Origin of the sequence: Nocardia gipuzkoensis (assembly GCF_021183645.1) — a bacterium.
In the GTDB taxonomy this organism is placed as follows: Bacteria; Actinomycetota; Actinomycetes; order Mycobacteriales; family Mycobacteriaceae; genus Nocardia; species Nocardia abscessus.
Window position 1 is genome coordinate 2,653,744 of record NZ_CP089225.1, and the last position, 25,165, is coordinate 2,678,908.

At 66.5% G+C, this 25,165-nt stretch carries 22 protein-coding genes and 1 pseudogene; 8 read left to right on the forward strand and 15 right to left on the reverse strand.

Annotation, left to right across the window (positions count from 1 at the left end; genetic code table 11):
* Window positions 1-143: 143 nt before the first annotated feature.
* The 10 genes from LTT66_RS12145 to LTT66_RS12190 form a co-directional block, all read right to left on the reverse strand.
* On the reverse strand, window positions 144-761 hold the full coding sequence (locus LTT66_RS12145) for a TetR/AcrR family transcriptional regulator (RefSeq protein ID WP_233066880.1): 618 nt from the start codon (window positions 759-761) through the stop codon (window positions 144-146).
* Entirely contained in the window at window positions 758-961 is a 204-nt protein-coding gene (locus LTT66_RS12150; protein WP_043737126.1) for a cold-shock protein, read from the reverse strand. Before LTT66_RS12150 ends, LTT66_RS12145 begins: the two co-directional genes overlap by 4 nt.
* A 97-nt stretch (window positions 962-1,058) precedes the next feature.
* Entirely contained in the window at window positions 1,059-1,229 is a 171-nt protein-coding gene (locus LTT66_RS12155) for a hypothetical protein (protein WP_157227649.1), read from the reverse strand.
* A 50-nt stretch (window positions 1,230-1,279) separates the two neighbouring features.
* On the reverse strand, window positions 1,280-2,152 hold the full coding sequence (locus tag LTT66_RS12160) for a nucleoside hydrolase (RefSeq protein WP_233066882.1): 873 nt from the start codon (window positions 2,150-2,152) through the stop codon (window positions 1,280-1,282).
* Between the two features lie 167 nt (window positions 2,153-2,319).
* On the reverse strand, window positions 2,320-2,913 hold the full coding sequence (locus tag LTT66_RS12165; protein ID WP_233066887.1) for a hypothetical protein: 594 nt from the start codon (window positions 2,911-2,913) through the stop codon (window positions 2,320-2,322).
* Window positions 2,910-3,326, reverse strand: coding sequence for a hypothetical protein (locus LTT66_RS12170; protein WP_157227651.1), 417 nt, complete (start codon window positions 3,324-3,326; stop codon window positions 2,910-2,912). The genes LTT66_RS12165 and LTT66_RS12170 overlap by 4 nt, the downstream gene beginning before the upstream one ends.
* Complete coding sequence (locus LTT66_RS12175) at window positions 3,323-3,859, reverse strand: hypothetical protein (RefSeq protein ID WP_233066890.1); 537 nt, start codon at window positions 3,857-3,859, stop codon at window positions 3,323-3,325. The genes LTT66_RS12170 and LTT66_RS12175 overlap by 4 nt, the downstream gene beginning before the upstream one ends.
* The gene (locus LTT66_RS12180; RefSeq protein ID WP_233066893.1) at window positions 3,856-4,404 is read right to left on the reverse strand and encodes a hypothetical protein; all 549 of its coding nucleotides are present in this window, start codon (window positions 4,402-4,404) and stop codon (window positions 3,856-3,858) included. The genes LTT66_RS12175 and LTT66_RS12180 overlap by 4 nt, the downstream gene beginning before the upstream one ends.
* Window positions 4,401-4,862 carry a hypothetical protein gene (locus LTT66_RS12185; protein ID WP_233066895.1) on the reverse strand — a complete coding sequence of 154 codons (462 nt, stop codon included), beginning with the start codon at window positions 4,860-4,862 and terminating at the stop codon, window positions 4,401-4,403. The genes LTT66_RS12180 and LTT66_RS12185 overlap by 4 nt, the downstream gene beginning before the upstream one ends.
* Before the next feature lie 71 nt (window positions 4,863-4,933).
* Window positions 4,934-5,851, reverse strand: coding sequence for a hypothetical protein (locus LTT66_RS12190; RefSeq protein ID WP_233066897.1), 918 nt, complete (start codon window positions 5,849-5,851; stop codon window positions 4,934-4,936).
* Between the two features lie 718 nt (window positions 5,852-6,569).
* On the opposite strand from LTT66_RS12190, the gene LTT66_RS12195 reads away from it, so the two are divergent.
* The 3 genes from LTT66_RS12195 to LTT66_RS12205 all read left to right on the forward strand — a co-directional run bounded on the left by LTT66_RS12195 (window position 6,570) and on the right by LTT66_RS12205 (window position 9,690).
* Window positions 6,570-7,856: a helix-turn-helix domain-containing protein gene (locus LTT66_RS12195; protein WP_233066900.1), complete on the forward strand. Its 1,287-nt coding sequence runs from the start codon at window positions 6,570-6,572 to the stop codon at window positions 7,854-7,856.
* The gene (locus tag LTT66_RS12200) at window positions 7,853-8,176 is read left to right on the forward strand and encodes a hypothetical protein (protein ID WP_043737145.1); all 324 of its coding nucleotides are present in this window, start codon (window positions 7,853-7,855) and stop codon (window positions 8,174-8,176) included. The genes LTT66_RS12195 and LTT66_RS12200 overlap by 4 nt, the downstream gene beginning before the upstream one ends.
* A 206-nt stretch (window positions 8,177-8,382) precedes the next feature.
* A complete protein-coding gene (locus LTT66_RS12205; protein WP_233066902.1) occupies window positions 8,383-9,690 on the forward strand; it encodes a serine hydrolase domain-containing protein in 1,308 nt (435 codons plus the stop codon).
* On the opposite strand, the gene LTT66_RS12210 is transcribed toward LTT66_RS12205, so the two are convergent.
* The 5 genes and pseudogenes from LTT66_RS12210 to ssb form a co-directional block, all read right to left on the reverse strand.
* Window positions 9,671-10,753, reverse strand: a complete 1,083-nt coding sequence (locus LTT66_RS12210) for a hypothetical protein (RefSeq protein WP_233066904.1) — start codon at window positions 10,751-10,753, stop codon at window positions 9,671-9,673. The genes LTT66_RS12205 and LTT66_RS12210 overlap by 20 nt on opposite strands.
* Before the next feature lie 216 nt (window positions 10,754-10,969).
* Window positions 10,970-16,996 carry a MobF family relaxase gene (gene mobF / locus LTT66_RS12215; protein ID WP_233066906.1) on the reverse strand — a complete coding sequence of 2,009 codons (6,027 nt, stop codon included), beginning with the start codon at window positions 16,994-16,996 and terminating at the stop codon, window positions 10,970-10,972.
* Between the two features lie 331 nt (window positions 16,997-17,327).
* Window positions 17,328-17,726 (reverse strand): hypothetical protein, encoded by a 399-nt coding sequence (locus tag LTT66_RS12220; protein WP_233066909.1) that lies wholly within the window; start codon window positions 17,724-17,726, stop codon window positions 17,328-17,330.
* A 91-nt stretch (window positions 17,727-17,817) separates the two neighbouring features.
* Entirely contained in the window at window positions 17,818-19,341 is a 1,524-nt protein-coding gene (locus LTT66_RS12225) for a hypothetical protein (protein WP_233066911.1), read from the reverse strand.
* Window positions 19,342-19,689: 348 nt separating this feature from the next.
* Window positions 19,690-20,157 (reverse strand): annotated as a pseudogene (gene ssb / locus LTT66_RS12230) (single-stranded DNA-binding protein); the annotation flags it as partial.
* A 219-nt stretch (window positions 20,158-20,376) separates the two neighbouring features.
* Here ssb and LTT66_RS12235 point away from each other — a divergent pair.
* The 5 genes from LTT66_RS12235 (at window position 20,377) to LTT66_RS12255 (ending at window position 25,155) form a co-directional block, all read left to right on the forward strand.
* Window positions 20,377-21,414, forward strand: a complete 1,038-nt coding sequence (locus LTT66_RS12235; RefSeq protein WP_233069156.1) for a tyrosine-type recombinase/integrase — start codon at window positions 20,377-20,379, stop codon at window positions 21,412-21,414.
* Window positions 21,415-21,418: 4 nt separating this feature from the next.
* Complete coding sequence (locus tag LTT66_RS12240) at window positions 21,419-21,736, forward strand: helix-turn-helix domain-containing protein (protein WP_233066914.1); 318 nt, start codon at window positions 21,419-21,421, stop codon at window positions 21,734-21,736.
* Between the two features lie 314 nt (window positions 21,737-22,050).
* Entirely contained in the window at window positions 22,051-23,460 is a 1,410-nt protein-coding gene (locus LTT66_RS12245) for a hypothetical protein (protein WP_233066917.1), read from the forward strand.
* Window positions 23,461-24,127: 667 nt separating this feature from the next.
* On the forward strand, window positions 24,128-24,640 hold the full coding sequence (locus LTT66_RS12250) for a toll/interleukin-1 receptor domain-containing protein (protein ID WP_233066920.1): 513 nt from the start codon (window positions 24,128-24,130) through the stop codon (window positions 24,638-24,640).
* A gap of 68 nt (window positions 24,641-24,708) precedes the next feature.
* Entirely contained in the window at window positions 24,709-25,155 is a 447-nt protein-coding gene (locus LTT66_RS12255) for a DUF4231 domain-containing protein (RefSeq protein WP_233066922.1), read from the forward strand.
* The last annotated feature ends 10 nt before the right edge of the window (window positions 25,156-25,165 follow it).

Below are 25,165 nucleotides of genomic sequence, written 5' to 3' on the forward strand. Positions count from 1 at the left end.
GATTGCGTGTGCTCTGCGGTGATGACGATGTCGTATTGCGGAGATCGTTCGGTTGGCGCGCCGATCGGCGTCTGGCTGGGCGGCGGCGCAGCCGTGATCGGGATCTCGTGCCCGCGGGTGAACGGCCGGGCGCAGTGGTGGTTTCAGGCGATTCCGGCGCTGCGCAGGACGAGGTCGACCTTGTTGCGGGTGGTGGCCGGGGATGCGAGGAGGTCGCCGGTGTGTGGGGTGGCCATGCCGAAGATCATCGAGAGCAGAAGCGAGATCGTGAGGTCGAGATCGATACTCGGGTCATGTGGGCCGGTGCTGCTGTTGAGCAGATCACGGACCTCATCGCGCAGCTGGCTGCGCCGCCAGATGACTTGGGTGCGACTGGATGGGTCGAGTGCCGCGAGGTCGAGTTCCAGCCGGATCCATCCGGGTCTGGTGATGAGGATGGACGCCCACCTGGCCAGGGTGGCGATGAGCTGGTCGCTGTCACGGGGCTGGAAGTAGCCGATCCTTCGGATGGCATGGCGGGTCAGCGTGTCAGCGACGTCGTGGGCGATCTGCTGCAGGTGGTCGAAGTGGGTGAAGAACTCACCCTTGGTGTATCCGGCGTGCTCGGTGATGCGGTCGATGGAGGTGGCGGTGTAGCCGTCGGTGAGCAACAACTTCGTGGCTGACTGCAGCAAGCGTTGGCGGGTGCGGTGCTTGCGCACCGCGCGCGGTGGCGGCGTGATGGTCTCGGTGCTGGGATGGGGTGTGCTGGTGGTGGTCACAGCGGTCGAACCTGCTGCGCGGTGGGTCCTTTGCGGCCTTGTCCGATCGAGAACTGGACGCGCTGCTCGGCGTCGAGGCTGCGGAAGCCGTCGGCGATGATGTCGGAGTGGTGGACGAAGACGTCATCACCGCCGTTGTCGCGGGCGATGAACCCGTAGCCCTTGGTGTTGTCGAACCATTTCACGGTTCCGTGTTCCATCATCGGATTCCTTGACGTTGAGAGTCTTTGGCGGGTGGGTGGTTGTTTTGATCCAGCCCCAGGTGTATGGCCGGCGACGCCGCGACGGCCTGGGGTTTCAGTTGTGGGGGACGCCGGGGGTGGTGTCGTGGTGGTCGGTGCCGTAGTGGGTGAGCACGTCGTGGGTCGCGGCGGCAGTGCGTCGACGAGCAAGGCTGGTGATGGCCTCGTAGAGGAAAAGCGCGGTGAGGGAGTAGAACAGGGTGGTGAGGGCGGTGCGCAGGGGCATGGTCTCGGGATTCCTTTCCGGGCAGTCGTCGCTGTTTTCCGGTGGCCGGATTACTGCGGTGGCGGTTTGAGGGGCAGGACTTCGGACAGCCAGGTGACGGCGGCGGGGTAGTCGATGCCGGTGGAGACCTCGATGACGCGCCCATCCGGGTGGCGGGAGATGCGGCCGTCGGCGGCGATCCGCACGGTCTCGGTGCCGAATTCGGCGACAGGAACGCCGAGGGCGGCGGCGAGGGTGACCGGGTCGTTCATCCAACTCGAGGGCCGGTGGGCGAACCATTCGGTGGCGTTGGCGGCGACGAGTTCGGCCCACGGCGGCGCATCGGGGGCGGTCAGCCAGGTGTAGAGGGGGGAGTCGGGGCCGACGGCGAGTTCGGGGGTGTTGGTGTGGGTGGACAGCACGCAGCGGGGCCGGTGGGCGGCGCGCAGGACGAGCCCGAAGGCGGCGGGGTCCATACGCGGGTTGTGTGAAGCTTTGCTGGGGTTGCGGTAGTGGTCGAGCCAGCCGCCCTGCATGGTGAAATCCATCTGCTCGATGTGGTGTGGGCAGGCGATGAAGAACTCGGCGACGTTGGAGACAGGTCCGCACCCGACCCAGATGATGGTGTCGGTGGAGGTTTCGCACACGTGGGAGAGGAAGTTCACGACGTCGGTGGGCACCGGCCGGGTCTCAGGGAGGTGGCCGTGCATGACGAACCGGTCTTCGGAGCCGTCGAGTGTGCTGCCGGCTACGACGGGGACGTCCCGGCGGCCGATCCGGTCGAGGAATGCGCGGGCGTAGCGGGCGCGGTCGTGGTGGGGGGTTTCGTCGTTGGTGACCACAATCAGGTTCGCCACGAGTTCGGCCGCGACCCACAGCGCCAGCGCGTCATCGAGGTCGTGACCGATATCGGTGTCGAACACGACCGTGTGGCGATCGAACACCGCAGGACCAGTCGGCTGCGCTGCGGACCGAGACGATGGTGCATCCAGACAGCCGTGGTGAGGTGACGTGCGCAAAGAGAATCCTTTCGAATGTGCTGAGGGCGTGACTTGCTGGCGGTGCCTGCGCAGGCGCCGCTGAGGTCGGTGATGGGTTGGGAGGTGGCCGATCAGGGTGGGTCAGACCTGGGCGAACACGGAGCGAATGACCGTCCGCTGCCGTCGCGGCGGGGAATGGCTCTCAGTTCGATGCGTCGAGGTCGCCCGACCGGCGGCATACCGTCAGTGCGGCGGCGAGGCTGACGGCGAATACCTGAAACCAAGCCCTTGACTAGCGCGTCGTAGCGTCGACCGAACTCCGCGATGGCGGGATCGAACGGGCACGGCCCCAGGCTGGGAGACCATTTGGAGGAGAGCACGATCCACATGGAGAGTCGATCGATCAGTTCCCCGGCGGTCAGGATCTCCGGGAAGTCGTCATCGACAAGGACGACCGATTCCGGCCGGATCCCCAGAGACCAGGTCACTTCATCATCGATCACACGGGCGATGGTGCGGTCCGGATCAGCTCCTGCCCCCCTGAGCAGTCGTTCCTGCAAGTCGTTGGGGTTCGAGAAATCCACACGATCGAGACAGGTCATCCACAACGTGACCGCGACTCGAGCGACGTGCTCGAGGTTCGTCACTGGGTCCGCTACGCCGTCCCAGAGCGCGACGAGACGGTTCATGTCGGGCAACGGCGGCGTTTCCGGGTGCCTGCTCACAGGAGTCCTTCGAATGTGTCCTCGCGCGTGGTGCGGGTGAGGAGGGCGGCTATAGAGACACCGGGAATAGGGGTGGGGCGGAGCAGGGTGGCACCGTCGTCGGTGTCCGCGGTGACGATGCGGATGACCATGGTGGCGGTGGTCAGCAGCCGACGACCACCGGGTAGGTGGGTGGCGTCGGGGACGACGATCAGCCAGACATCGGGCTCGCGGCTGACGTGCCGAGCGAGGGCGGCGATCGTGCCGCCGTGGGTGTGATGGTCCAGATGTGTTCCGCCCCAGCGGTAACCCCAGCTGTGCGCGCGGTGTCGCATGAGCGCACCGATACGGTCGGGTTCTGCCAGCAGCGGGACCTGCATGTAGCCGAGCGCGATCGGCGCATCGGGAGTCAATGGGTGGGGCAGGCGTGTCATCGGGCGCTCCCGGCGAGGGAGGTGGGGTGGGGAAGGTGCACCCGGCCGCTGACGATGCGCGCGACGAGCCGGTTGTAGTCGTGCGCTTGGTCGATCAACTCGTTCGCCGCGACCGTGCTGGGAAGAAAGTCGCGGTCGGCGGTCACTTCGCGCGCCCAAAACCGGGTGTGGCGCGAGAGCGCCTCACCGAGGCCATGCGGATGCGGACGAGCGTGGGTGAAGTCGATGGCGTGCTCGATGAGCAGGTCGTGCACGTGCAGATCGATCCGCGCCATCAGCTCGTGGATCTCGCGGGTTGTCTGGGCGAAATCCTCACCGGCCACTCCCCAGTCCGGCCGGGCGGCCTTGCGTTCGATCAGTGTCTCGATCTGCCCGAACACTGTCAGCTGCCGCTGGTGGGCCTGCAGTAATCCCACTGCGGCGGTGAGGATTTCCGGGTGGGCGTAGTCGCTGGGATCGAGTACCGGGGCACGCAGTGCCCGCCACACGGTCCGGGCGCTGGGAATGCTGATATGCCAGTCGGGTCGGGTCACGATGGCCCTCCGCGTGACAGCGGAAAAAGCTGCTCGACCCGGGCGCTGTAGGCGCGCTGCGCGGCGAGCACACCCGTTATGGCAGTTCCGTCTTGCGGCTGTCGTGCGTAGGTCACCCACTGCTGCGCCATCTCCGACACCAGTCGCCCGACATCGACCTGTCCGGCGGGCACGTCGAGGAGCACAGCGATTTTCGCGTCCACCGTCCTGACACACCAAGCGATCTCGCGATCGATCACAGCTGTGTCCGGCTCGCTGACCCGGACCCGGCGCCGATGCGCATCCACCATCGAGGCGGACAGCATCGCCACCCACTCCTGCCCGTGGCTGCCCGCAGCGGCAGTACCGTTCCTGAACGCTCGATCGCGTAACCACGCTCTCGCGCGCAGCCCCGCCGCAGCGAGGACAGCCCGCAGATGGTGGGGTTTATGCTGCACGGGCAGCTGCGCGGCGAAGTGGGTGATCCACTCGCTCGCGGGCGGCAGCCCAGCCAGGGTCGGGACATGCGCGTGCACCGGTCGTGTCGCTCCTGTTCTCAAGGTCATGGTGTGGAGTGGATGCCGCGCCAACCCAGGGGCAGCTCCACACGACGGGCATGGATATCGGCCAGCAGATCGGCGTAGCCCTCCCGCATCTGGGCGAGGTGGAACCACGCCTCGTGACGCAGCTGTTCGTCATCGGTGTGGCGGACGGTCCACCACGCGGCGGCGTACGTCGCGGCGACATGACTGATCACCTCACCGAGAGAATGGGTGTGCCTACGCGCCCCGGTCGGACGTGGCAGGTGAAACACCGCCCACGAATTGATGCGCTCGACTATGTCCGCGATCTCCGTGCGCACGGTCGCTTCATCGGCATCAGCCGACGGTCGCGGTGAATCCGCACCTCCGGGCAGCAGCACAGCATGCAGATCACCGAGCTCTCGCGCCCACCCGATCAACGGCGCTTCATCCTTGAGGTGTCCCGCGATCGCGGCGAGCAGCTGCTCCGGCGCCAACAACATCGCCGAACCCGACACACCGTGCCCGCCAGCGTGCGACGACACCACCGCCTGCCCCGGCCGCGTCGCGCCGTTCACAATCGGCCCTCTGAACGTGCGGCGGGCACTGTAACTGGTCGGGCGTACTCCGAAGACAGCGTGCAGCGGGTGACGGTGCGACCACCGTGGGCGAACCGCTCGATGCGCGCGCACAGCGCCGCCAGCGTTTCGGCTGGCGGGTCGTCGCGGCGACGAGATTCCTGGAGTTCAACCACCAACCGACCGTCCTCGCGCTGAAGCAGCCGAATGGTGCCCTGGTGGCCGAAGGGGCTGATGCCGAGCTCACCAGCAGCCTTCGCCGCAGAGTTGGCGTCATCAGCCAACGCCACATACAGCCTGTCCACCGGATCCATCAACTCCGGCCAGCCCCGCCGAGTCAGCTCCTCGATGATGTCGAACCGCGTCACCGTCGGTATCGCCCCAACCGTCGACTCCGCCAGCACCCGATCGCCCATCCGAGATGGCTCTCCGGGAACAACGGCATCGGGTGCCTCCCCGCTGGCGCGGTCGCGGGAGACAGCAGTCTGCAGATAGTAGATGCGCGCTCGCGGCATGTACGTCAGCCGCCGAATTACCGCCTTGCCGGACGGCCCGAGACCGGACAAGTGCTCGCGTGACGGCACAATCAGATGACCGCCACCGCAGCCTTCAATCTCCTCCATCACCTGCCACAGCAACTGCGTGCGAGGCGAACCCACATCCAACAGCTGCTCCAAAGGCAGGTTCCGAGCCGCAGCCGCATACTCCAACCGCCGCATCATCGCGAGCGCAGGCTCAGCGCGATCGACATCCTCCACGATCGCCCGCAACAGCCGCTCCGGAGCAGTCGGCTCGATGACAACCCGCCCCGAACCGAACGCGAAGGCAGCCGCATAGTCATGCATGGCCCGTACGACTGCATTGCGCGCCTGAGCAGTGGGCAGTAGTTCCGACTGTGCGTATCCGAACCACATGGCGTTGACTCCTTGGTAGTTGTCGGTCTAGGCCGGTGGAGGCGACGCAGCCCGCCATCACTGTTGCGACGGTGCACCGAATTGGCTTTGACCACGGCACGAGCCGCCTTCTGGATGAGCACTGCGGGCGGTACGGCGCGTCGCGTCGGTGGGCGGCCGACGCACCCGGCGTCGACAATCGTTGTGGGCTCCGGCGGCTCGGTTGTATGCGTGTTCTGCATTCCAGGGCCTCCCTGATGGGTGCACTCCAAGAACGGCCGACTGAGTCCCGATCGGGAAGCCAGCTCGCCCCGCCGTCAAGGTTCTGTGGGGAAACTGGGACAGCGCGCTGGGTGCTGGTCCTACCCTGGCCTGCGGGAATGCGCTGTGGAAGGCTTCTTCTGTTGACAAATTGGTTGTCCACAGAGCGTGCTCGAAGTCCGGGCACCGCACCCGCGACAGCGGCCCATATGGCGTGCCGTCGCTGGTTTCCCACTGCCCGAGTTCCGACAGACGGACCTTGTCTGCCTCTCCCATCCCGCGCTTCCCATCTCAACAGTGATTGGAAGGCCACCCGGCGCAGGGGATTCCACCCGCGAGTTGGGTCACAGACGCAGGTGGAGTGCCCGGATGAGGTAACGGGCTCACCCCCGCGCCGGGGGCCGTTAGTACCTTCGCAACGAGAGGGGTGGCGCTTCGGTGGCGCTTTGGTGGACCAGCGGGGGCGGTGTGGTGCACAGTGGGCCTCAGCCACTACCTCCTGGGAGACAGCATGGTTAGCGTCAGAGAGTGGACTGGCAAGGAAAGCCGCGCCCTGCGTGACGCCTTTCGCATGAGCCAGGCAGCTTGGGCACGCAAGTTGGGTGCGAATGAGCGCACCGTCAAGCGCTGGGAAGCCGGGGGAGCGATGCGCCCGGCATATCAAGCCGTGCTCGATACGACGCTGTCCATGGCCCCGGCGGAAGTCGTAGCAGCGTTCCGTGCGCGGCTACACCCAACACAGGAGGATGACGTGGATCGGCGGCAGTTGTTCAAGGTGAGCGCGCTCGGCGCCGGTGGGCTGGCAATGCTCGGCATCGGCGATGCCGATCGTGCGCGCTGGTTGATGTCCGGTGCCGGCCAGCCGGACGCCGCGGCTGTCGAGGTGGTGCGGAACACTCTCTACTCGGCGATGCAGCTCGACGACACACTCGGCTCCCCTGCCGCGCAAGGCGTCGTGATCGCTCAGCAGCAACTCACCGAGGCGATGCTGCGAGAGTGTCCAGTTCAGCTGCGGCCCGCCGTCCTGTCGCTGTACGCCGAATGGACCGGGTTCGCGGGGTGCCTGGCGTGGGACTCAGGCGAGTACGACAGCGCCGCGCGGCTGTACAAGCTCGCGCGCGAGACAGCGCACGAGGCCGAGGACGCGGACCTCGGCGCGTACATGCTGTGCCATCTTTCCCAGCTCGCTATCTGGCAGCGTCGACCGCGCGTCGCCGTAGATCACGCCGTGGCCGCGCGGAGTTGGGTCGCCCAGAGCGAGGATGCGCCGCTGCGTGCCTATGTTGCGATGCGCGCGGCCGAGGCCGCTGCGGTCGCAGGGCAGCGGCAGGCGTGCCTCGTGGCGCTGGACGAGGCCGACCAGGCTATCGCTGGAGTGGAGCCCTGCCATCCCTCGCGGTCGCGCGCCTACTTCGTGTCCGAGGCGATGATGCACTCTTACCGTGGCAACTGCCTGTCGATCCTCGGCGAAGCCCGGAGTGGGGCAGCGGCGACTCGACAGGCGCTGACCCTCATGCAGCCGCAGTACGTGCGCGACCGCGCGATATCGCTGCTCGAGCTGGAGCGGTCCCTCATCCAACTTGGCGAGGTGGACGAGGCCGCGACTGCCGTCGGCGACGCGGCCGACCTCACCGCGCAATGCCGGTCACCCCGCTTGGCTGCCGCGATCCGGGACGGCCGCCGCGTCCTGTCCCCTTGGGCAGGGTCACGACCGGTCCGGAACCTGGACGCGCGGCTGGCGGCTCGGGATATCGTGATGGTATGAGCGCGGAGCGGGAAGCCGAGGTGCTGGCGCAGATCGAGCGCGCCAAGGCCGCGCTTCTCGGCACCGGCGAGCAATTCGCGCGATCCGAGGGCGGTCGGCCTCCGGCGCGGTCCGACCAGTTCAAGCGGGCCCGCGAACAGGTACAAGCTGCGGAGCAGGCGCGTAACCGGTTGCTGGTCGAACTCGTCGGCGACGCCGACACCGTGCCGGTCGAACTGGCGCAACGCCTCGGGCTGACCGGCCGCGAGGCCGTGAATATCGTGCATACGGCGCGCAGCGGTTCCTCGCGCATGAAGGACTACCTGCTCGGCCAGCCGTAGGCGCTCGAAGAGCGGCTCAGCGTTCGTTGTCAGTCGATGGCGAGGGCACTACCGACTTCTCATCGTTTACGCGCGGACTCCTCGGCGGGTGGACCGCTGTTCAGTGGAGGCTCGGGGTCCGCCGGGGGCGCGTAGTCCTCCCCATCAGTCAGCGACTCCTCGGGGGGTCCGGCTTGTGGGATGCTGTGCTTGAGGGAGAGGAGTTCATGGATAGCGACTTCCAAGCGGCATTGTCGGCACGTGTAGTCGAGGTGCAGTCCACTGCGCGAGTCCCAAGCCTGACGGTGGGTGTCGGTGTTGAGGGCGTTCCGCTCGCTGTCGCCTCTGTCGGGTACGCAGACGTCGAGAATTCGATTTCCGCCACTGGCGAGAGCAGCTACCGCATCGGGTCGATCACGAAGACTTTCACCGCAGCGCTAGCCTTGGTGCTCGTCGAGCAGGCGGAGCTACATTTGGATAGCCCGGTGAGTCGATATCTCCCGGGCACACCCTTTGGTCGCCTTCCAGTTCGCATGCTGCTGTCCCACAGCAGTGGCTTACAACGCGAAGCGCCCACCGACATGTGGCAGAGCATGCAGGGACCGTCACGAACTGAACTCAGGGAGTTGTTCCAGCATGCCGAACTAGTTGCCGATCCGGGGGAGCGCTGGCATTACTCGAATCTCGGCTACGCCGTCCTCGGTCAGATCATCGAAGAAATTACCGGTCAACCGTGCGACACCTCGATCACGGAAACTTTGCTGAACCCGCTCGGGCTGAGCCGAACCAGCTGGACTCCACCGTCGAATGCCGTGGTCGGCTACAGGCTCGATCCGCACCTTGATGCCGTGCATCGCGAGCCGGTTATGGATCAGGCTGCAATCGGTGTTGGGGGCCAGATGTGGTCCACACCAGATGATCTACTTCGCTGGGGACATGTGCTGGGGGGAGGCGACGCGACCGTGTTACCCGTGGCGGTAGTGGAGAAGATGCACACGCTTCAGGTCATGGTGGACACGGTTGGCTGGACAAGGGGTTGGGGGCTGGGCCTGATATTGGAGCGGCGACATGGCCGGATCGTCGCCGGACACACCGGCGCGATGCCGGGCTTTCAGTCCGCACTGATGCTGGACCGTGGCGCCGAGCTCGCAGTGGTGGTCTTGGCAAATGTCACCCGAGGAATCAAGGTCGCAGACCTCGCTCTGGAGGTTTTGGAAATGGCCGCAGCAGCGCGACAGCGGAAACCGACGCAGCCCTGGCACCCGGCCCAGCCCTGCCCACAGCACATTCAACCGGTACTCGGTAGCTGGTGGTCGGAAGCTGATGAAGTGATACTGCGATGGGAGCGGGACGGGCTACATGCGACGCTCGTCAGTGATCCCGTCGCTGGTCGTACTCGTTTCATTGAAGAAGCGCCAGGGCGATTCCGTGCTGTGGAAGGCAGATTGCAGGGCGAGCTGCTAGAGATCGATCAAACGTCAGGCGGGGTCGAGATGCGTTGGGCCACCTATCCGCTCACCCGCACTCCGCGATGAATCTCGCCAAGCGTTCCTTTACGTTCGTGACCGAGGTGCCGTCACAGGCGCGCAGTTTCAGATCAGCAGACCGAAACATGTGCAAGACCCGTGGCGTGACCGAACCTGCGGCGACCCCGTTCATGGCCTCTTCGACTGACGATTCGGCGGCTTCCTGGTCACCGATCCGCAGCTGGGCTTCGGCTTGTTCGAGCAGCCAGATAGTTCGATTGCGCACGAAGACTGCTGGGCTGGCTGAATCCTGCTCGCGCAGCGATTTGATCGCGGGCTGGAGTTGACCGAGGTCGAGAAGGGCTGATCCTCGATGTCCAGCCAGAGCGGCATCATCGAACACCTCTAGCCAGACAGGATCGGGCTCACTCGGATGATGTCGAGACAACTCGGCTTCAGCGGTGGCCAGCATTTGTCTGCACAGGTCAGCCTCGCCCAGCCTGGCGTGAGCGCGCGCTGCCATCGTCGAGACGAATGCGTTCAAGCGCCGGTTACCGCTTCGCCGTGCCCACGCAAGGGACGCGTAGGCTCGCTCGGCACCGCGTGCAGGATCGCCCGTCCACGTGCTCATGAAGCCTGCGTTCGGCCCCCCGATAAACGCGAGTAAGTCCAATGCGCCGGCCTGCTCGGCGACACGTTTGGCCGCAATGAAGGATTTGTCGGCCAGCGCGACACTGCCGCGGTCGAACAGCATCCAACCCACCAGCTGGTGAGCCTCAGCGATGACGCGTAGCAAGGAACTGCGATGCGCATGACTCAGCCGTGAGACGACCGGTTTTGCTGCCTCGGCGTATGCGACGACCTCATCGAGGCGTTCAGCGGCCATCGTGTGATCCGCTGCGCGCACCCGCGTGATGAGATCGCGAAGTGCGACCTCTGCTGAGTCTGGCTCCAGCACGACGCGGCGTGCCGACAGGCGAGCAGGCTCGACAAACGGGGCAGCGAGACGACTCAACTGGCCGTCTGTCTTCAGGACAGCGTCAAGACGATCCACCAGATCAGGTTGCGGGCGCCGCTCCGCTTTCTCGATCCGCGCCAGCAGGTCATGGCTGACAAGTACCAGTGGTGCCAATTGCCGCAGCGAAAACCCAGCAGCGACCCGCCGAGCGCGAAGTTCAGCACCGAACAGTGCTTCCGCTGTGGCGCGCGGTTCGAATGAGCGAGGGGTTATTCCCACCGGGTGATTATTGCGCCTGGCGATACCGGCACACCAGTGAAGGAACCGGTCTAATCGACCGCTACCGGGCCCCACGCCGCTTGTTTGAAAAGATGCCCTGCGCGCGGGATCTCACAAACCCAGGTCGTCATCGGGCTGTTGATGAGGTTCGGCCCGTGCATTGGTTAGTTCTTGATCGATGTCGTCGGTCGGCTGAGCAGGTGGGCGAAGTCGTCGTTCTCGCGCGAGTTGAGTCGGGTCGAGGATGCGGCGCCGGTGTTGTTCGGCGCGGTACTCATCGAGCTGTCGATGGATGTCCGTTGTGCGCGTCCAAGCTTCGGCCTCGGTGTCGGCGCGCGTGTCGATGGCGGGGCGGTAATCGAGAGCCTCTGCTGGATCAATCTGCAGAAGGTTGTCCCAGTTGTCCGCGGTTCCGGCGAGCAGGACGGCTTCGCGGTTGGCTTGGCGTGCGTCATCGCGTGCGGTGTTGTGGTCGCGGCTGCGGTTGATTTGTTCGCCGACGAGGGTGTCGATTCGGGTTTGGAGTGTGCGTCGTTGGCTGCGGCGGTGGCGGGGTGTGGCTTCGAGGGCGGCGCGTGCGTCGGTGAGTTGGGTCGCGACGGCGTGGAAGGCTTTCGCGGCGGTGTGGAGTTGTTCGTCGGCGGTGCGGGCGTCGTGGATGGCTTGTTGTGCTGCGGTGTGGCGGCGGATGCGTTGGTCGGTGTCGTGTTCGTGGTCGAGGTTGTGTTGCTGGGCGGGGCCGTAGAGGAAGGTGTCGGTGTCGGCGAGTGCGAGGCTCTGGTGGAGCTGGTCGATGCGCTCGTCGAGTTGTGCGTCGGTGAGCACGAACAGCGGATTGTCGGCCGGGTCGGCAGTGGTGGCGCCGTTGGTACGTGGGTGGGTGGTTTGGAGTGGCGGGTGGTCGTGGATCCAGGCTTCGATCGCGGCGCGATGGGCCGGGTTTCCGGTGGCGCGCCAGTCGCGGCGCAGCATCGCGAGGGCGGCGGGTGCGGGGTAGGTGCTGGTGATGTGGGTGCAGCGGGCGGTGATGTGGTCGGCGGGATCGTGGTCGGGGATGCCTGGTTCGCCCGTGTCGCGGCATTCGCCGCACAGCCCGTCGTCGGCGCGGCGTGGGGGTACGGGGCTACTGTCGGTGAGGGTGCGTTCGAGACCGCAGGCCACGCACCCGAGCCCGCGGGTGTCAGGGACGGCGGCGAGGTCGTAGTCCAGCGTGTGGTTCTTCGGGCGGTCGTCGGGGAGCACTTCCCGGTAGTAGTGATGCACGACGCCGTCGGGAATGCGGCGGTCGTAGGGCTGGTCGTCGACATCGGAGCGTGTGTCGACATAGTCCTGTTCGGCGCGGCGGGCGTCGATCTGTTTGTCGGTGAGCGGTTCGCGGCGCACAGCAGGGTTGATGTAGTGGTGGTGGTCGCGTGCGGCTTCGTGGCGTCGCTCGCGCTGATACGCCGGTTCGGTACGCCGGGTGCCGGGTTGGTAGATGTGCGGGTCGGTGTCTGGTGTGCAGGCGTCGATGAGCGCGCGATGCTGGGGGTAGCGGTCGGCGGCCCAGCGCAGTCGTGCGCGGGCGACGGGGAAGCTGTTGCGGTACAGCGTTTCGGTGATGTCGGTGAGGATGGCGCGTTGTTTGTCGGTCGCGAAATCGGTGAGGTCGGCAAACCTTTCCATCGCGGCGGCGATTTGGCCGGTCTGGATCAGCTGCGCCACGGTGCGGAGGCGTTCGGGAAGCCCGGTCCCGAGTGTGTCAGCGGCTGCAGGCTCGCTGACGGGACTGGGAGTTGGTGCCGCTTCGGGGACGGCTGGGTGGTCGTTTCGGGCGGGCGCGGGGTCGGAATTGCGCTGGCGGATAGGGTCATTTGTGGGTTCGGACATGGTGGTGTGGCGGGGTTCGTGGTTGCTGGTGGTGTCGTTGGTTGGGGTGGGGGTGTGGTGGAGGAGGGCGTCGATGCGCCAGGCCAGGGCACTGGCGAGTTGGTCGTCGCGTAGGCCGGAGGCGTGGTCGGGTTGGGCGGCGAGGAGTAGTTCGTGGGCGGTGGCCAGTAGTTGGTGTGGTGTCCAGTCGGTGCTGGTGGCGCGGTCGATGGCGGCGACGACGCGCGGCCAGGCCGGGTCGGTGAGGACGCGCTCGGCGGCTTGATCACCGAGCACGGTGTGCAGGTCGGTGATCCAGTCCGGGCGCAGATTGCGGTGGCCGATCCCGGTGTCGAGGGCGGAGGGTTCCAGTTCCAGGCGTGACCACAGCGCGGCCGCGGGCATCTCATCGGGCAGCGGCCGCCCGGCGGCGGCCTCGGTGAGCAGGTTTTCGATGTCGAGGCCGGCGCGGTCGGCGACGTCGATCTTGTCGGCGAGGATGGGCCAGTACGGGTCCGCCACGACCCGGCGATCGAGGCGTTCGAGGGTTGGCGCCCATCGGTTGACCGGTCGATGGATGTCTCCGAGTGTGTCGGTAACTCGGGTGTCGAGCAGCTGCTGGTGCTCGCGTTCGAGGCTGCTGTAGCGGGGCGGGCCGGTGGGTCGCATGTCGCGGTCGTCGACGTGCAGGCTCGCGCGCCAGACCACCAGTTCACCGAGCAGGGCGGGGGCGGCGCCGACGAGGGGACGCGCCCAGTGCGGTGCGGTACTCGGAGTCCACGCCTGGATGTCGGTGCGGATCTGGGCGGCGAGGTCGGTGACGATGCGGGCGCGGGCGCCCAGGTGGGTGGCGTCGAGGTCGTCGAGCAGACCGCGGGGGATGCCGTGTGCCCAGGGGAGGGGGCTGGTGCCGGTGGAGTGGGTGCCGGTGGGATCCAGGCGCCAGTCCAGGACGGCGGCGATGTCGTCGGCGGTGTCGAGTTCGCGGGCACCAGCGGCGGTTTGCAGGGCGGCGACGGGATCGCGCCCGGACAGGGCGATCGTGGCCAGGTGTTGGCGCAGCACGGGGTAGGCGGGGCTGTCGGTCAGGTGCGGACGCAACGCTTCGGCCGCTTGATCGAGGCGATCGAGCACCTCTGTGCCGAGCGCGTGTTCGGCCGCGACACCGATGGCGTCGAGGTAGATGTCGAGCGCGCGGCCGATGCGGTTGTGTGGGTCGAGTGCGTCGCGCAGGTGGGTGTGTGCGGATTTCTGGGCGCCGTCGCGGCCCAGAATGCGTGTCATGCCCTCTACGGCGGTGCGTGGGAAGACCGCTGGTTCGCTCCAGAACGAGCCCTCCGAGCCGTCCAACGCTGTCGGGATGTAGGCGTGGTTGGCGTGCACGCCGCGCGTCATCGCGACATACAACTGTTGCCGGGATTCACCTCCGGTGAGCGCGACATGACAGGTATCGGCGGTGATTCCTTGCGCGGAATCGATCGTCGCCGCGTACCCCAGACGCACATGCGCGGAGACATAGTCGGCGGGCAGCCGCACAGTTTCGCCCGGTTCTCCGCGACCGGAAAGCTGGTGTGTGGCGGTCAAACTGCCGTCGTCGTGCACGGCGGTGACGGTCCAGGTGTAGCCGTTGCGCACCCAATCGTGCGCGCCCAGGCGCAGGCGAGGGTTGTTGCGGCGCGTGCGGATCGTGTCACCCACCGACGCGGCGAGCCCGTCGGCGAGGGCGCATTCCGCTCCCACCACTGCGCTGGCGCGGGCGATCCGGTCGGCGCGAGCGCGGGCATTCAATGGGGTCACGACCTCGTGGGTGGCGGCCAGCATGATCGCCTGGCGCCCGGCGAGGTGATCGGTCCTCCACGCGGTGTAGGCGCCGTCATGGGTCGCGCCGTGATGGCCGCCGTGTACGCGTGCGTTGTCCAGATACCAGCCCAAAGCGGCCGGATCGCCCTCCCGTAGTTGCAAACTGGCGGTCGCTTCCGCCGAGGAGGCGAACCGCACCACGTGGGTCAGGGTCAGGGTTTGGTCGGGGGCGGCGGCGTGCATGTCGGCGTCGGCGCCGCCGGCTTCGATCGCGGGCAGTTGGTGATCGTCGCCGATGCACCGCACCGTCGCCCCGCGTCGGGCCAAGAATTGCAGTAGGCGTAGGCGTTTGTGGTTGCCGAGTTTGACGTGCTCGTCGACGATCACCAACGTGTCGGCGTCGATTTGCAGCACCCATTCCGGCAACGCGGGCGGTGCGTCCCGCTCGAACGCGGGGTTGTCCGGATGCGGGGTATGGCGGGTGAGGACGTCGAGGAGTTTGTCGACGGTCTCCACCCGGGCACCGATCGACATGCCCAGTTCTGCGGCGGCCGCAGCGGTGGGCGCCAAACCGAGGACGTGTCCGCCGCTGGTGTGCCAGGCGTCGGCAAGCACCCGCATAGCGGTGGTCTTCCCGGTTCCGGCGGGGGCGTTGGCGGTGTGCACCCGCAAGCCGGAGGTGGCGAACCCGTCGATCACACCGACCTGCCCGGCGTTGAGCGGCCGATCCGGATGCGCGGTGTTGTAGGCGCGCACCGCATCGGTGACCGTCTGCGGCGTGAGCTGGCGGGCGCCGGACCGCACCGACAGCTCGATCAACGCTTGTTCCACCGACAGAACCCGCGTCGAGGTGTACAGCTGCGAGCCCGCTGCGGTGTAGACGCTGGTGCCGTCACGGCGGCACAGCACTTCGGGCACGTCACCGAGTTCGGGCGCATCCGCGGTGTCGGGATCACCGAGTGCGATCGAGTGCGGGGACGAGAGCGCTTCGGTGACTACGGCTTCGGTGACCTGTTCCCAGTCCGTCGCCGGCACGCGACCGCGGAGCTGCCGTTCGGCTTCGGCGCGAATATTGGTGGCCCGCCACGTGGTGCGATGCTCTGACACCACCTCCAGCACTCGATCAGCGGTGCGCGTAATCCACTGCGGCGAAGGCGCGATCCGGGGTAGTCGGGGCGGGTTCAAGGCCGTGGAGACCATCTGGGCGAGTGCGTCGCGGCTGCCGAGCAGCGCGATCGCCTCGGCGCGCCAGGTCGCGCGTTGCTCGGCCAGGGAGCGTAGTTCGTGCTTGGCGGGGCGGGTTTCCAGCGTGGCGCGCTCAGCGAGGTCGAACATCTCGGTGGGGATGGGTTCACGCCCGAACCGCTGCTGGAATTCTGCGGCGAGTTCGCCCAGCCGCACGGTGATCGCGGTGTCACGCCGCGACCATGCCTCGATCAACTGTCCCGGGATTCCGTGGATTTCGCGGATCGGACGTTTGGACGGATCGGCGGTGGGGCGTTCGGTGAACTCGACGCCGACGAGCCGGTCGAGGTGATGCTCCAGACGGGTGTTGTAGATCTCGGAAACGGTGACCAGCGCCTGGTAGATCGCCGTGCCGTCCAGGGTGCGCCACTTGCCGTCCAGGGTGCGAACCCGGTTGGGGATAACGACGTGGGTGTGCAGGTCCGGGTCCCCGGCGCGGGAGTCGCGGTGGGTGAACCGCCCCGCGACGATGCCCTCGACATCGACCTGGCGCACTCCGTTGCGACCCAGCCGGGTGAAGATCCCGTGCCGCTCCAACCACTTGAGAGCGTCATCGATCGCGGCCTGGTGGGCGGCTTCGATCTTCTCCGCGATGCCCCGTGGCGCGAGTGCCCACAGCACCGACACCGACTTCACCGGCGAAAAGGTGATGTCGAAACCCGCGACGGCGGTGCTGTTCGGGCGCGAGTTCTTCGCCACCCACCCCGACAACTCCCGCGCGTCTTGCGGCGCGCGACCGTACTCGTCGGTGAACATATCGAACGCGACATGGGTCCGAACCCGCGCCCGTTCCGCATCAGGAATAGGCGCGTGCGGGTCTGATCCGTGCGATGAATTGTGTTCTTCGAATGCCTTCCTGCATCGTTTTCGGAACTCGGACAGCTCCGTATAAACCCGAAACGGGTGACCCAAACGCGACGCTTTATCGGCCGCGCGCGTCGCATCTTTGAGCTTCGCGCCCAACGAAACCTGCTTGTCGAACACCGCAGTTTCGATCTGCTTGGCGTTAGGGTGGCGACCCAGTCCGAACAGGGATTTCATCTGTTCTTCGGTCACTTCCTCCCCGGCAGTGAGGCCGAGCGCGGTCAATCCTGTGCCGTACCAACGCCCCGGATACTCACCTTCAGCGGAGTAGTAATCGGCCAAACTCGACCGGCCGCGGGACGTGACGTCATACGCGGCGACATTTCGCAGGTAGTACTGGAAGCCATTGCCTGCGACGACTTTATGAATCGTCGCGGTCATACATCCATCAAGGCACGTAATAGCGTTCAGCGCTAGGGCTGGATTTGACTATTTTTCTGTCAAACTCAACAAAAACCCAGGTCGTTACCAAAACGTTACCCTCGATGCAAGAGGTCTGCTTGAGAAAAGAGAGAAGAAGAGGGAGAAGGTGAGCTGTGGAGGGCGTAGTAGAAGTGAGCAGGATGGCGTGTGTATGGATGTGGATAAGCGGGATGGGCGTGGATGGGCGAGGGGATGTGCGTGGGCGGCAGGGTGGTCCTGTGAGGGTGGGAAGCTGGTGAAGGCCGGGACCATGGGGATCCCGGCCCTCGGGCTTCGGTCGCGCGGACTCTCAGGCGCGCGGGGCGGTGACGAGCCTCCATCCGAACGACTCACATGCGTAGTGGCGGTCGTCGATCGCGACGACGTCGCCCACCGAGAGCGATCGATGCCCCGCGGCGGCCCAGGCGTCGGCGTGCGCGTCGTCGTCGGGAAACTTGGGGTATCCGTTGAACGCGGCGAAGGCGCGGTCGAGCATGAGCTGGTCGGACCAAACTTTGGCGGCGGGGACTGTGTACTCGTAAGCGGCTACGAGCGGTGCCCCTCTGTGGTAGCGGTAGGGCGTGGAGGGGCGGTCGGCGTTGAGGAACACCGTGATCGTGGCGGCCGGGCGAAGCCACGTCGGCAGGTAGAGCTGCCAGGTGACGTCGCGGAAGTGGATGCGCAGGCGGCGCGCCAATCGGCGGTACATGGGGTTGTTGACTCCTGTCTGGTAGGCCGGTCCGCCGTGGGCGCGAGGCAGCCACGGCGGACCGGTGATCAGGGGGAAGTGAGATGTCGGGTCAGGCCGCGCGGGCGCGGGTGCGGTGTGGGGTGATGCCGAGTTGGATGCGGCAGGTGGTGCAGTAGCCGTCGGTGTGGATGACGGTCAGCTGGGTGCAGCCGTCGCAGCGGCCGTGGCGCTGGTCGGCACCCAACTGCGGTCGCCGCCGCGAGGCGCGGCGCGCCGGTCCGGTGGCGGTCCGCCGCAACGGAGCGGGCGTGGACGCGGAGGCGGGGGCCAGCTCGGGGTGCTGGTGGAGGAAGCGGGTGATGATCCGGCAGATCGGGTGTGGTGCGGCGCGATGCCACACCTCGGTGAGGATTCCGTGCGCGGCGCGCGGGTAGGCGGCGGCGAGGAACTCACACCGCGACAACACGAACTGTTCGAGGGTGAACTGCTCGGGCAGCGGCGGGATGCCGGGCCGGTTGTCCGCGCGGCAGAGGTCGCACAGCCCGTCGTCGGAGACGAGGCGGCCGTCGCGGGCGTGGGTCGGGCGCTGGTCGGTCATGGCGCGTTCGATGAAGCAGGACACGCACCGCCACCCGGTGACCGCGACCATCGCGGCGTGGTCGTAGTCCAACCCGTTGCCCTGGTCAGGGATTTCGGGCCGGACATCGTCGCGTACCCGCAGGGTGGTGCGGGCGGCGGCGAAGGCGAAGCGTTCCTCCTCGCTGATGCGGCTGCGCCGCCGACGCGGCCCGCGCGGGGCGCGTCGGCGGGGCTCGACTTCGTGGTGGTCGGCGGCGTCGAGGTAGTCGCGGGCGAGCTGGGCGAGGGAGGACTCGTAGTCGCGGTCGGTGCGTTCGGCTGCGCGGAACCGCTGTTCGTCCCAGGCGGCGCGCAGCTCGTCGTCGTACTGTCCGGCGACGTAGGCGAGGTAGACACGGTCCCACAGGAGCGCGGCTTCCTCGGCGTCGCGCGGCTGGTCTGGGTAGCGGACCCGCGTGTCGGGATCCACGGGCTCCACCGCAGCGGTGGTGAGCGGGTCGTCGGGGTCGATCACACCGAGGTCGGTGAACAGCAGGGTGTGGGCGTAGTCGGTGCTGAGTGCGTCGTGCAGGTGGTCGCGGGTGAGGACGGGGCCGCGGTGGTCACCGACGAGGACAGTGCGCGCCGCCGCTCGTGCGGCGATGCGGGCGGGGTCGAGGCGTACGGTGTCGACCCGCCGGGTCGGCGTGGCGCGGGTGATGATGGGCCGGTAGCGCTCGCGCACCGGAATCGGCGGCAGCTCGGCGGCGGCGAGGGAGATCTCGAACATCTCGGGCAGACCGCGGTGGTGCAGGCCGGGATCGGTGTCCGGCGCGCAGACGCTGATGCGGTCGCGGTGCTCGGGGTGGTATTTCCAGACTGCGTCGAGGCGACGCTGCGCGGTGGCGAAGTCGTAGCGGGTGAAGGTGTCGGCCAGGCCGGTGAGGAACGCGCGGTCCTCGGGTGTCGCCAGCTCGAGCACGGCCGGGAAAGCGCGGCGGGCCGCGCGCGGGTCGGTGGTGAACAGGTATTCGATGTGGGTGATGGCGTCGAGGAAGGCACTGCGTTCGGTCATGACGAAATGTCCTGTCTCGCGAAAGGGAAAGGACCCACCCCGCGATGCGCGCCTTCTGCGACACGAGGGGTGGGCGGCTGGTCGGGCGACCCGCCTGAGGGCGATCGGCCAGGGTGGTGAGCGACGCGGCGGAGGGAACGCGCCCACTGCGGGCGGGAACGAATTCCCCTGCGCACAACCACGCGAGCCGTGCGTGGCCGGCGGACGCCGCGCGAGTGGGGAATTCGTTCACGATCCGGGCGCGGGCCCGCAGCCGCGGCGGGCGCCACCCTGGTAGCCCTCAGGAAGGCGGGGCGACCGGCCAGACGAACACCCCGGCCCCCCCGGACCTTCCCTTCAGGCTTCAGTTCAGAACGTCGGCTCGTCGCCCGATGCCTCGCCGAACGACCCCGCGCCCGTGACCGCCCACGAGTCCGCCGACCACGCGTCACCACCACTGCCGGTGGAGGTGGCGGCACCGACCAGCTCGCGGGAGCGCGACCGGTCTCCGCCGAAGCCGCCCGTGCTTCCGCTGCCGGAACGGGTGATGCGGTTGACTTTCGCGGTGGCGTATCGCAGCGACGGCCCGATCTCCTCGACCTCGAGTTCGACCCGGCTGCGCTTGTCACCCTCGGCGGTCTGCCAGCTGCGCTGCCGCAACCGCCCGGACACGATCACCCGCGCACCCCGGGTCAACGACTCCGCGACGTTCTCCGCGGCTTCGCGCCAGATGCTGCACGGCAGGAACAGCGCCTCGGCGTCTTTCCACTCGTTGGCGTTGCGATCGAAATACCGCGGGGTGGACGCGACAGTGAAATTCACGACCGCGTGACCAGCTATCGCAACTGCCGCGGGTTCCTTGGCGTCCTACCTTCCCTGCTCAGGTGATCGTCCAGGCCAGCGCGGGTTCGTTTGCGCTAGATCGAAGTTCGACGGTTTGTCGGAATTCCTGAAGGTTCTCTGGTATCTATGACCGATGATCTTGGCCAGTGAACCCGCGGTGGCGGGGTGGTGAGGCTTGCTGCGGTTCGTTCGTCGGTAGCGGTGCGGCGGTTGGTGTTGCCGCAGGAGCTCAATGACTTCGAACAGGAGCTCGTGGATCAATACGCGTTGGCGTTCGCGGCCGCCGGAGTGACCGATGACCATATCGCGCAGGAGCGTTCGGTGATCTTTGCGTTCATCAGGTTCCTTGGCCGGTATGTGTGGACGGCTCAACCGCAGGACGCGGATCGGTTTCTGGAGCAGCAGCGTCGGGAACGGGCCCGGAGCACCGTGCATAGCAAGGCTGGGACTGTGGCCCGGTTCTTCGAGTTCCTGATCAGCCGCTATCAGGGTGAGATTCATTCGCTGACCGGTCATGTGGTGGTTCAGCCCGTGGATGAGTTCAACCGTCCGGCCAAGGCTGATTACGGCGGCGTGATTCGTGTGCCGCCGACTGAGGATGAGGTGGACGCGTTGTTCCGTCGGTGGCGTGAGGCGTTGCCGGAGGCGAGGAAGTTCCTGCCGGCTGCTCGTGACTATCTGGCTGCGTCGTTGTGGCGTCGAGTCGGTTTGCGGATCAGTGAGACGGTCGGTCTCGATATCCGTGACTGGCGGCAGGATTTGGGGCAGCACGGTAAGCTGCATGTTCGATTCGGCAAGGGCAGTATGGGGCGCGGGCCCAAACCGAGGCTGGTGCCGACGATCAACTCCTCCGGTGATCTGCTGGAGTGGTGGCTGACCGACATTCGACATCAGTTCGGCGATGACTGGATGGATCCGGATGCGCCGTTGCTGCCCAGCGAGCGTCGGGACCGCCAGAGTGGTCGTTGCCTTCGTGTCGGTGACGACGGGTTGCGTAGCGGACTGGCTGGGGCGGTGAGTCTGTGGCTGCCCGAGTGGGAGGGCCGGTTGACTCCTCATGGCCTGCGGCACTTCTGCGCATCGTCGTTGTATTCGCGCGGTATGGATTTGAAGGCCATCGGGGAACTGCTCGGCCACGCGTGGTTGTCCACGACGACCCGATATATCCATGTCCATGACGATCACGTCGAGACCGCCTGGGCCAGTGCCAACGATCGTGTTGCTGCCCGACTGATCACCGGAACGGAGTGAGCGCATGCGCTGGAACATGCGAATGAAAGCTGCCGAGCAAGGTATCTGGAAATCGACGGAGTTGCGGCGCCGACTGGCCGAGGCCGGCTTGGAGATCAGCGCTGGGAAGATGTCGGCGCTGTGGACTGGCACTCCGACCACGATCCGGCTCGACGACCTCGATGTGATCTGCCAAGTGTTGGGTTGTGAGGCAAATGATCTGCTGATCCGCGAACCGGACAAGGTCGCCGCCCGTCGACCGCGCAAGGCAGCCGACAACAGTACGGGCGTAGCGACGATCACTCCACGCCTCGGACGTAACCGGACCCTGCCACCGGCATGACAGCGCCCCGAACCTGTATCGGCTGCCTGGACCGTCCCGTCGCCACGCCCCAAGACCAGCACTGCTATCACTGCATGCCCGGTGGGCCTTTCGTGCCGCTGCCGTGTCGCAAATGCGGGTCGAGCCACGACTACTACTCCGGCGGGTTGTGCCAGCGCTGCCATCGGTTCGCCCCGCAGGTGGTCGACAGCTGCCGAGATTGCCTCGGCTGGGGGGTCACACGCCATACGACCTGGTTATGTGAGGCCTGCCGCGGGTTGCGGCGACGATTCCCGGTTGCGACGCCGTGTGGCTCGTGTCGTCGCGTGATCGCCGTGAACGCTGAGGGGTTCTGCCGATTGTGCTGGCGGCAGGTGGCGGGCAAACGCCCCCACGGCATTGGGCCGAGCGTGCTGGACGCGAACCGTCACGGCCAGCAGTTGTTCCTGGTGGATCTGTTCCGGGAGAAACGTCGACCGGCTCGCCCGATCACCCGCGACCGGCGGAGCCATGTCGACCTTCCAGTCGCTTACCGGCAACTGACCGTGGTGGATCTGCCGCGAGACTTGGTGCGAGGACATGAGTGCGGGTTCGCCGATCCGCCTGATGCGGGGATTGCTCAGCAGCTCGACGAGGTCGCGTGCGAGCATGCCCGCAGGCACGGGTGGAGCAAATCCAGGTTGGTCGACGCCCGCAAGGGAATCCGGATCCTGCTGTCGTTGCAAGACACTCCCGGTGCGAGGATCACCGCCAGCGAGGTCGCTCAGCTCGACCAGATTTCACTTGCGCTGCAACCGATCCGGGAGATCCTCGCGACAGCAGGCTTGCTCGAGGACAACCGGGAACCCAGCGTTGTCGCGTGGTTCACCCGCCAGCTCGAAGGCCTTCCCGAACAGATGCGCAACGAACTGTCCACCTGGTTCGAGATCCTGCGCCGGGGCAGCACCACGCCACCGCGGTCCAAGCCTCGCGCAGAAGGCACCGTGCGCGGCCAGATCTACCACGCCATGCCGGCAGTGCGTGGCTGGGCTGCTGCCGGACACGAGACGCTGCGGGAGATAACCCGTGACCACATCAAGCAAGCGCTACCCGCCAGCGGCACGCCACGTTCGCTGGTCGGGCAGTCGCTGCGGTCGCTGTTTCGGGTGCTCAAAGCCCGGCGCATGGTGTTCTCCAACCCGACGACGCACTTTCGCACCGGCCGACCGGAAACCCGTGTGCCACTACCGGTCCCCGTGGCCGGGCTGCAAGAAGCCCTGATCTCCGAGAACCCGGCTCGCGCGGTTATCGCCGGACTCGTCGGATTCCACGCACTTCGCAGTGCCCAACTTCGATCACTGTTGCTGACCGATGTCCGCGACGGACGCCTGCATCTGCCGGATCGAACTGTGTTGCTCGCGCCACCGGTGCGGCAGCGACTGTCGGCGTGGCTCGACTATCGCACTCGACGATGGCCCGAGACCGTGAACCCCCATCTTCTGATCAATCTGAAGTCCGGTGTGCGAACAGGATCGGTGAGCAACGTGTGGATCAACACGACTCTCGGCATGGCTTGTCAAGCCATTCGTGAGGACCGGATCCTCTACGAGGCCATCGCCACCGGCGGCGATATCCGCCGACTGTGTGACCTGTTCGGGCTCAGTGTCAGAGGCGCCGAACGCTATACCGACGTTCTCAACCGCCAGGCTCTGCTGCGGTCCGACGGCGATGGAGCCGCGGCTGACCGCCCTCACCCCGCCGTCTAGTGCCGTGCCGGGAAGGTTGGTGTGGCAGTCGGGGCCGCGGGCTGATCCGTGGACCGGCGACCGGTGATGTTGCCAGTGGAGGTGGTGCCGGTGGCTCACAAGCCGGAAGAGCGGCGTCCTCGGAGGAGAGCCGCGAGCTGGCTCGGATCGCGCGGCGTAGTAAGCAGCCGGTCCGGCGGCGATCGCGGTGATGGCCTCGGCTGTGCATCAGCCGGTGTCGACAGTCGCGAAGTTGATGCAGATGTCAGAATCTTATGTACGGCAACTGATTCACGACTTCAACGAGAAGGTGTTCGACGCACTGGACCCAAATGTAGCGTGGAGTTACCGTCGGCGAACGAGCCGCCGCTGACGAGTCACGCCGATGGTGAGCGGTCACGGAGCCGTAAGGCGTGTGTCGGGTCGTTCGGATCGCCCCGGCCGGACCGAGGCCGACTATCATATGACCGTGAGTTCATGCACTGCCCCGGTCCGGGGCCATCGGACCGCCAGCGGACGCGCAGCGTGCCCTGCATGCGGCGGCCGACGCTACGGTTACTCATCACCTCAGCCCTACTACTCGTCGCCGGCCTATACGCCGCGGAGCAGCGGCGCGGGCGGCGCGGGCAGTGGGAGCGGGTCCATCAGCGGCAGGGTGCGCCCGCGTTGGTCGCCGAGCACCTCCTCCGTGACCTACACGCCTGCCGAGGTTCGGGCGTTGACTCCAGTTCGCCGCACGGTCGAGTTGCGGGCGCGTCAGGAGCCCGATCTTCGCGACGTTTTCCTTTGCCATGCGTGGGATGATCGGCTCGGTGCTCCTACGGAGTTGCGCGAGTTGCTCGTAGCCAGGGGCGTGTCTGTCTGGTTCAGCGGGAAGGACATTGCGCTCGGCCTGCCGTTCATGCGGGAGATCGACAGGGGCCTGGCGAAGTCTCGTACGGGTCTCGTTCTGGTCACCCCTGCGCTGCTGAAGCGCGTCGAAGGCGGGGGCGTCTCGGACAAGGAGCTCTCGGAGCTGCTTGCACGCGATGTGTTGATTCCTGTCGTGCACGAGACGACCTTCGAGGAGCTCCGAAAGATCAGCCCCTTGCTTGCATCCCGAAACGGGCTGAGCACGGCGGATGATTCGATGGCAGACATTGCCACCAAGATCGCCGAGCTGGTCGCCGTTGAGGACGACTTAGTTAGCAACCTTCGGTAGGAAATCGGGTAGCTGGATCGTGGAGTTCGCGGAGAACTCGGCGTTTTGATCGCGGGGCGGGAGGTTGGATGACGAGCGATGCTACGGATGTGTCGTACGCTCTGGAACTGGCGAACTCGTCGTACGAGTGGTATCGCCGTGCTGCGATCAAGGCGCGGCGTTACCATCGGCTGACGGAAGTCCTGCAGTTGGTGTGCTCAGCCGCGATACCGGTGTCTGCGGTGTTGATCGATGGAAACACCGCCGTACCCGCGGTTCTCGGCGCGGTGGTCGTCGTCGTCACAGGTTTGCGGTCGTCGTTTCATTGGCATGACGACTATCTGCGCTTCAACCAAGCTCGCGAGGCGGTGGAAGCACAACGCCGCCTTTTCCGGACGGGCGCGCACCCCTACAACAGCGACACACGCGAGGAGGTTCTAGCCAAAGCGGTGACCGAGATCGAGCAGAACGAGATGGGTGCCTGGTTGAAGATCGCCCAACCGGAGGACGAGTCACGCCCCCGGCAGCATGAATGAGTTGTATTCC

What these genes read in the sequence shown, in the direction of transcription:
- LTT66_RS12150 (WP_043737126.1), bottom strand. Translation starts at nt 961, where the DNA reads ATGGAACACGGAACCGTGAAATGGTTCGACAACACCAAGGGCTACGGG.
- LTT66_RS12155 (WP_157227649.1), bottom strand. Translation starts at nt 1,229, where the DNA reads ATGCCCCTGCGCACCGCCCTCACCACCCTGTTCTACTCCCTCACCGCG.
- LTT66_RS12170 (WP_157227651.1), bottom strand. Translation starts at nt 3,326, where the DNA reads ATGACACGCCTGCCCCACCCATTGACTCCCGATGCGCCGATCGCGCTC.
- LTT66_RS12180 (WP_233066893.1), bottom strand. Translation starts at nt 4,404, where the DNA reads ATGACCTTGAGAACAGGAGCGACACGACCGGTGCACGCGCATGTCCCG.
- LTT66_RS12185 (WP_233066895.1), bottom strand. Translation starts at nt 4,862, where the DNA reads ATGTTGTTGGCGCCGGAGCAGCTGCTCGCCGCGATCGCGGGACACCTC.
- LTT66_RS12190 (WP_233066897.1), bottom strand. Translation starts at nt 5,851, where the DNA reads ATGTGGTTCGGATACGCACAGTCGGAACTACTGCCCACTGCTCAGGCG.
- LTT66_RS12200 (WP_043737145.1), top strand. Translation starts at nt 7,853, where the DNA reads ATGAGCGCGGAGCGGGAAGCCGAGGTGCTGGCGCAGATCGAGCGCGCC.
- LTT66_RS12205 (WP_233066902.1), top strand. Translation starts at nt 8,383, where the DNA reads ATGGATAGCGACTTCCAAGCGGCATTGTCGGCACGTGTAGTCGAGGTG.
- mobF (WP_233066906.1), bottom strand. Translation starts at nt 16,996, where the DNA reads ATGACCGCGACGATTCATAAAGTCGTCGCAGGCAATGGCTTCCAGTAC.
- LTT66_RS12220 (WP_233066909.1), bottom strand. Translation starts at nt 17,726, where the DNA reads ATGTACCGCCGATTGGCGCGCCGCCTGCGCATCCACTTCCGCGACGTC.
- LTT66_RS12225 (WP_233066911.1), bottom strand. Translation starts at nt 19,341, where the DNA reads ATGACCGAACGCAGTGCCTTCCTCGACGCCATCACCCACATCGAATAC.
- LTT66_RS12240 (WP_233066914.1), top strand. Translation starts at nt 21,419, where the DNA reads ATGCGCTGGAACATGCGAATGAAAGCTGCCGAGCAAGGTATCTGGAAA.
- LTT66_RS12255 (WP_233066922.1), top strand. Translation starts at nt 24,709, where the DNA reads ATGACGAGCGATGCTACGGATGTGTCGTACGCTCTGGAACTGGCGAAC.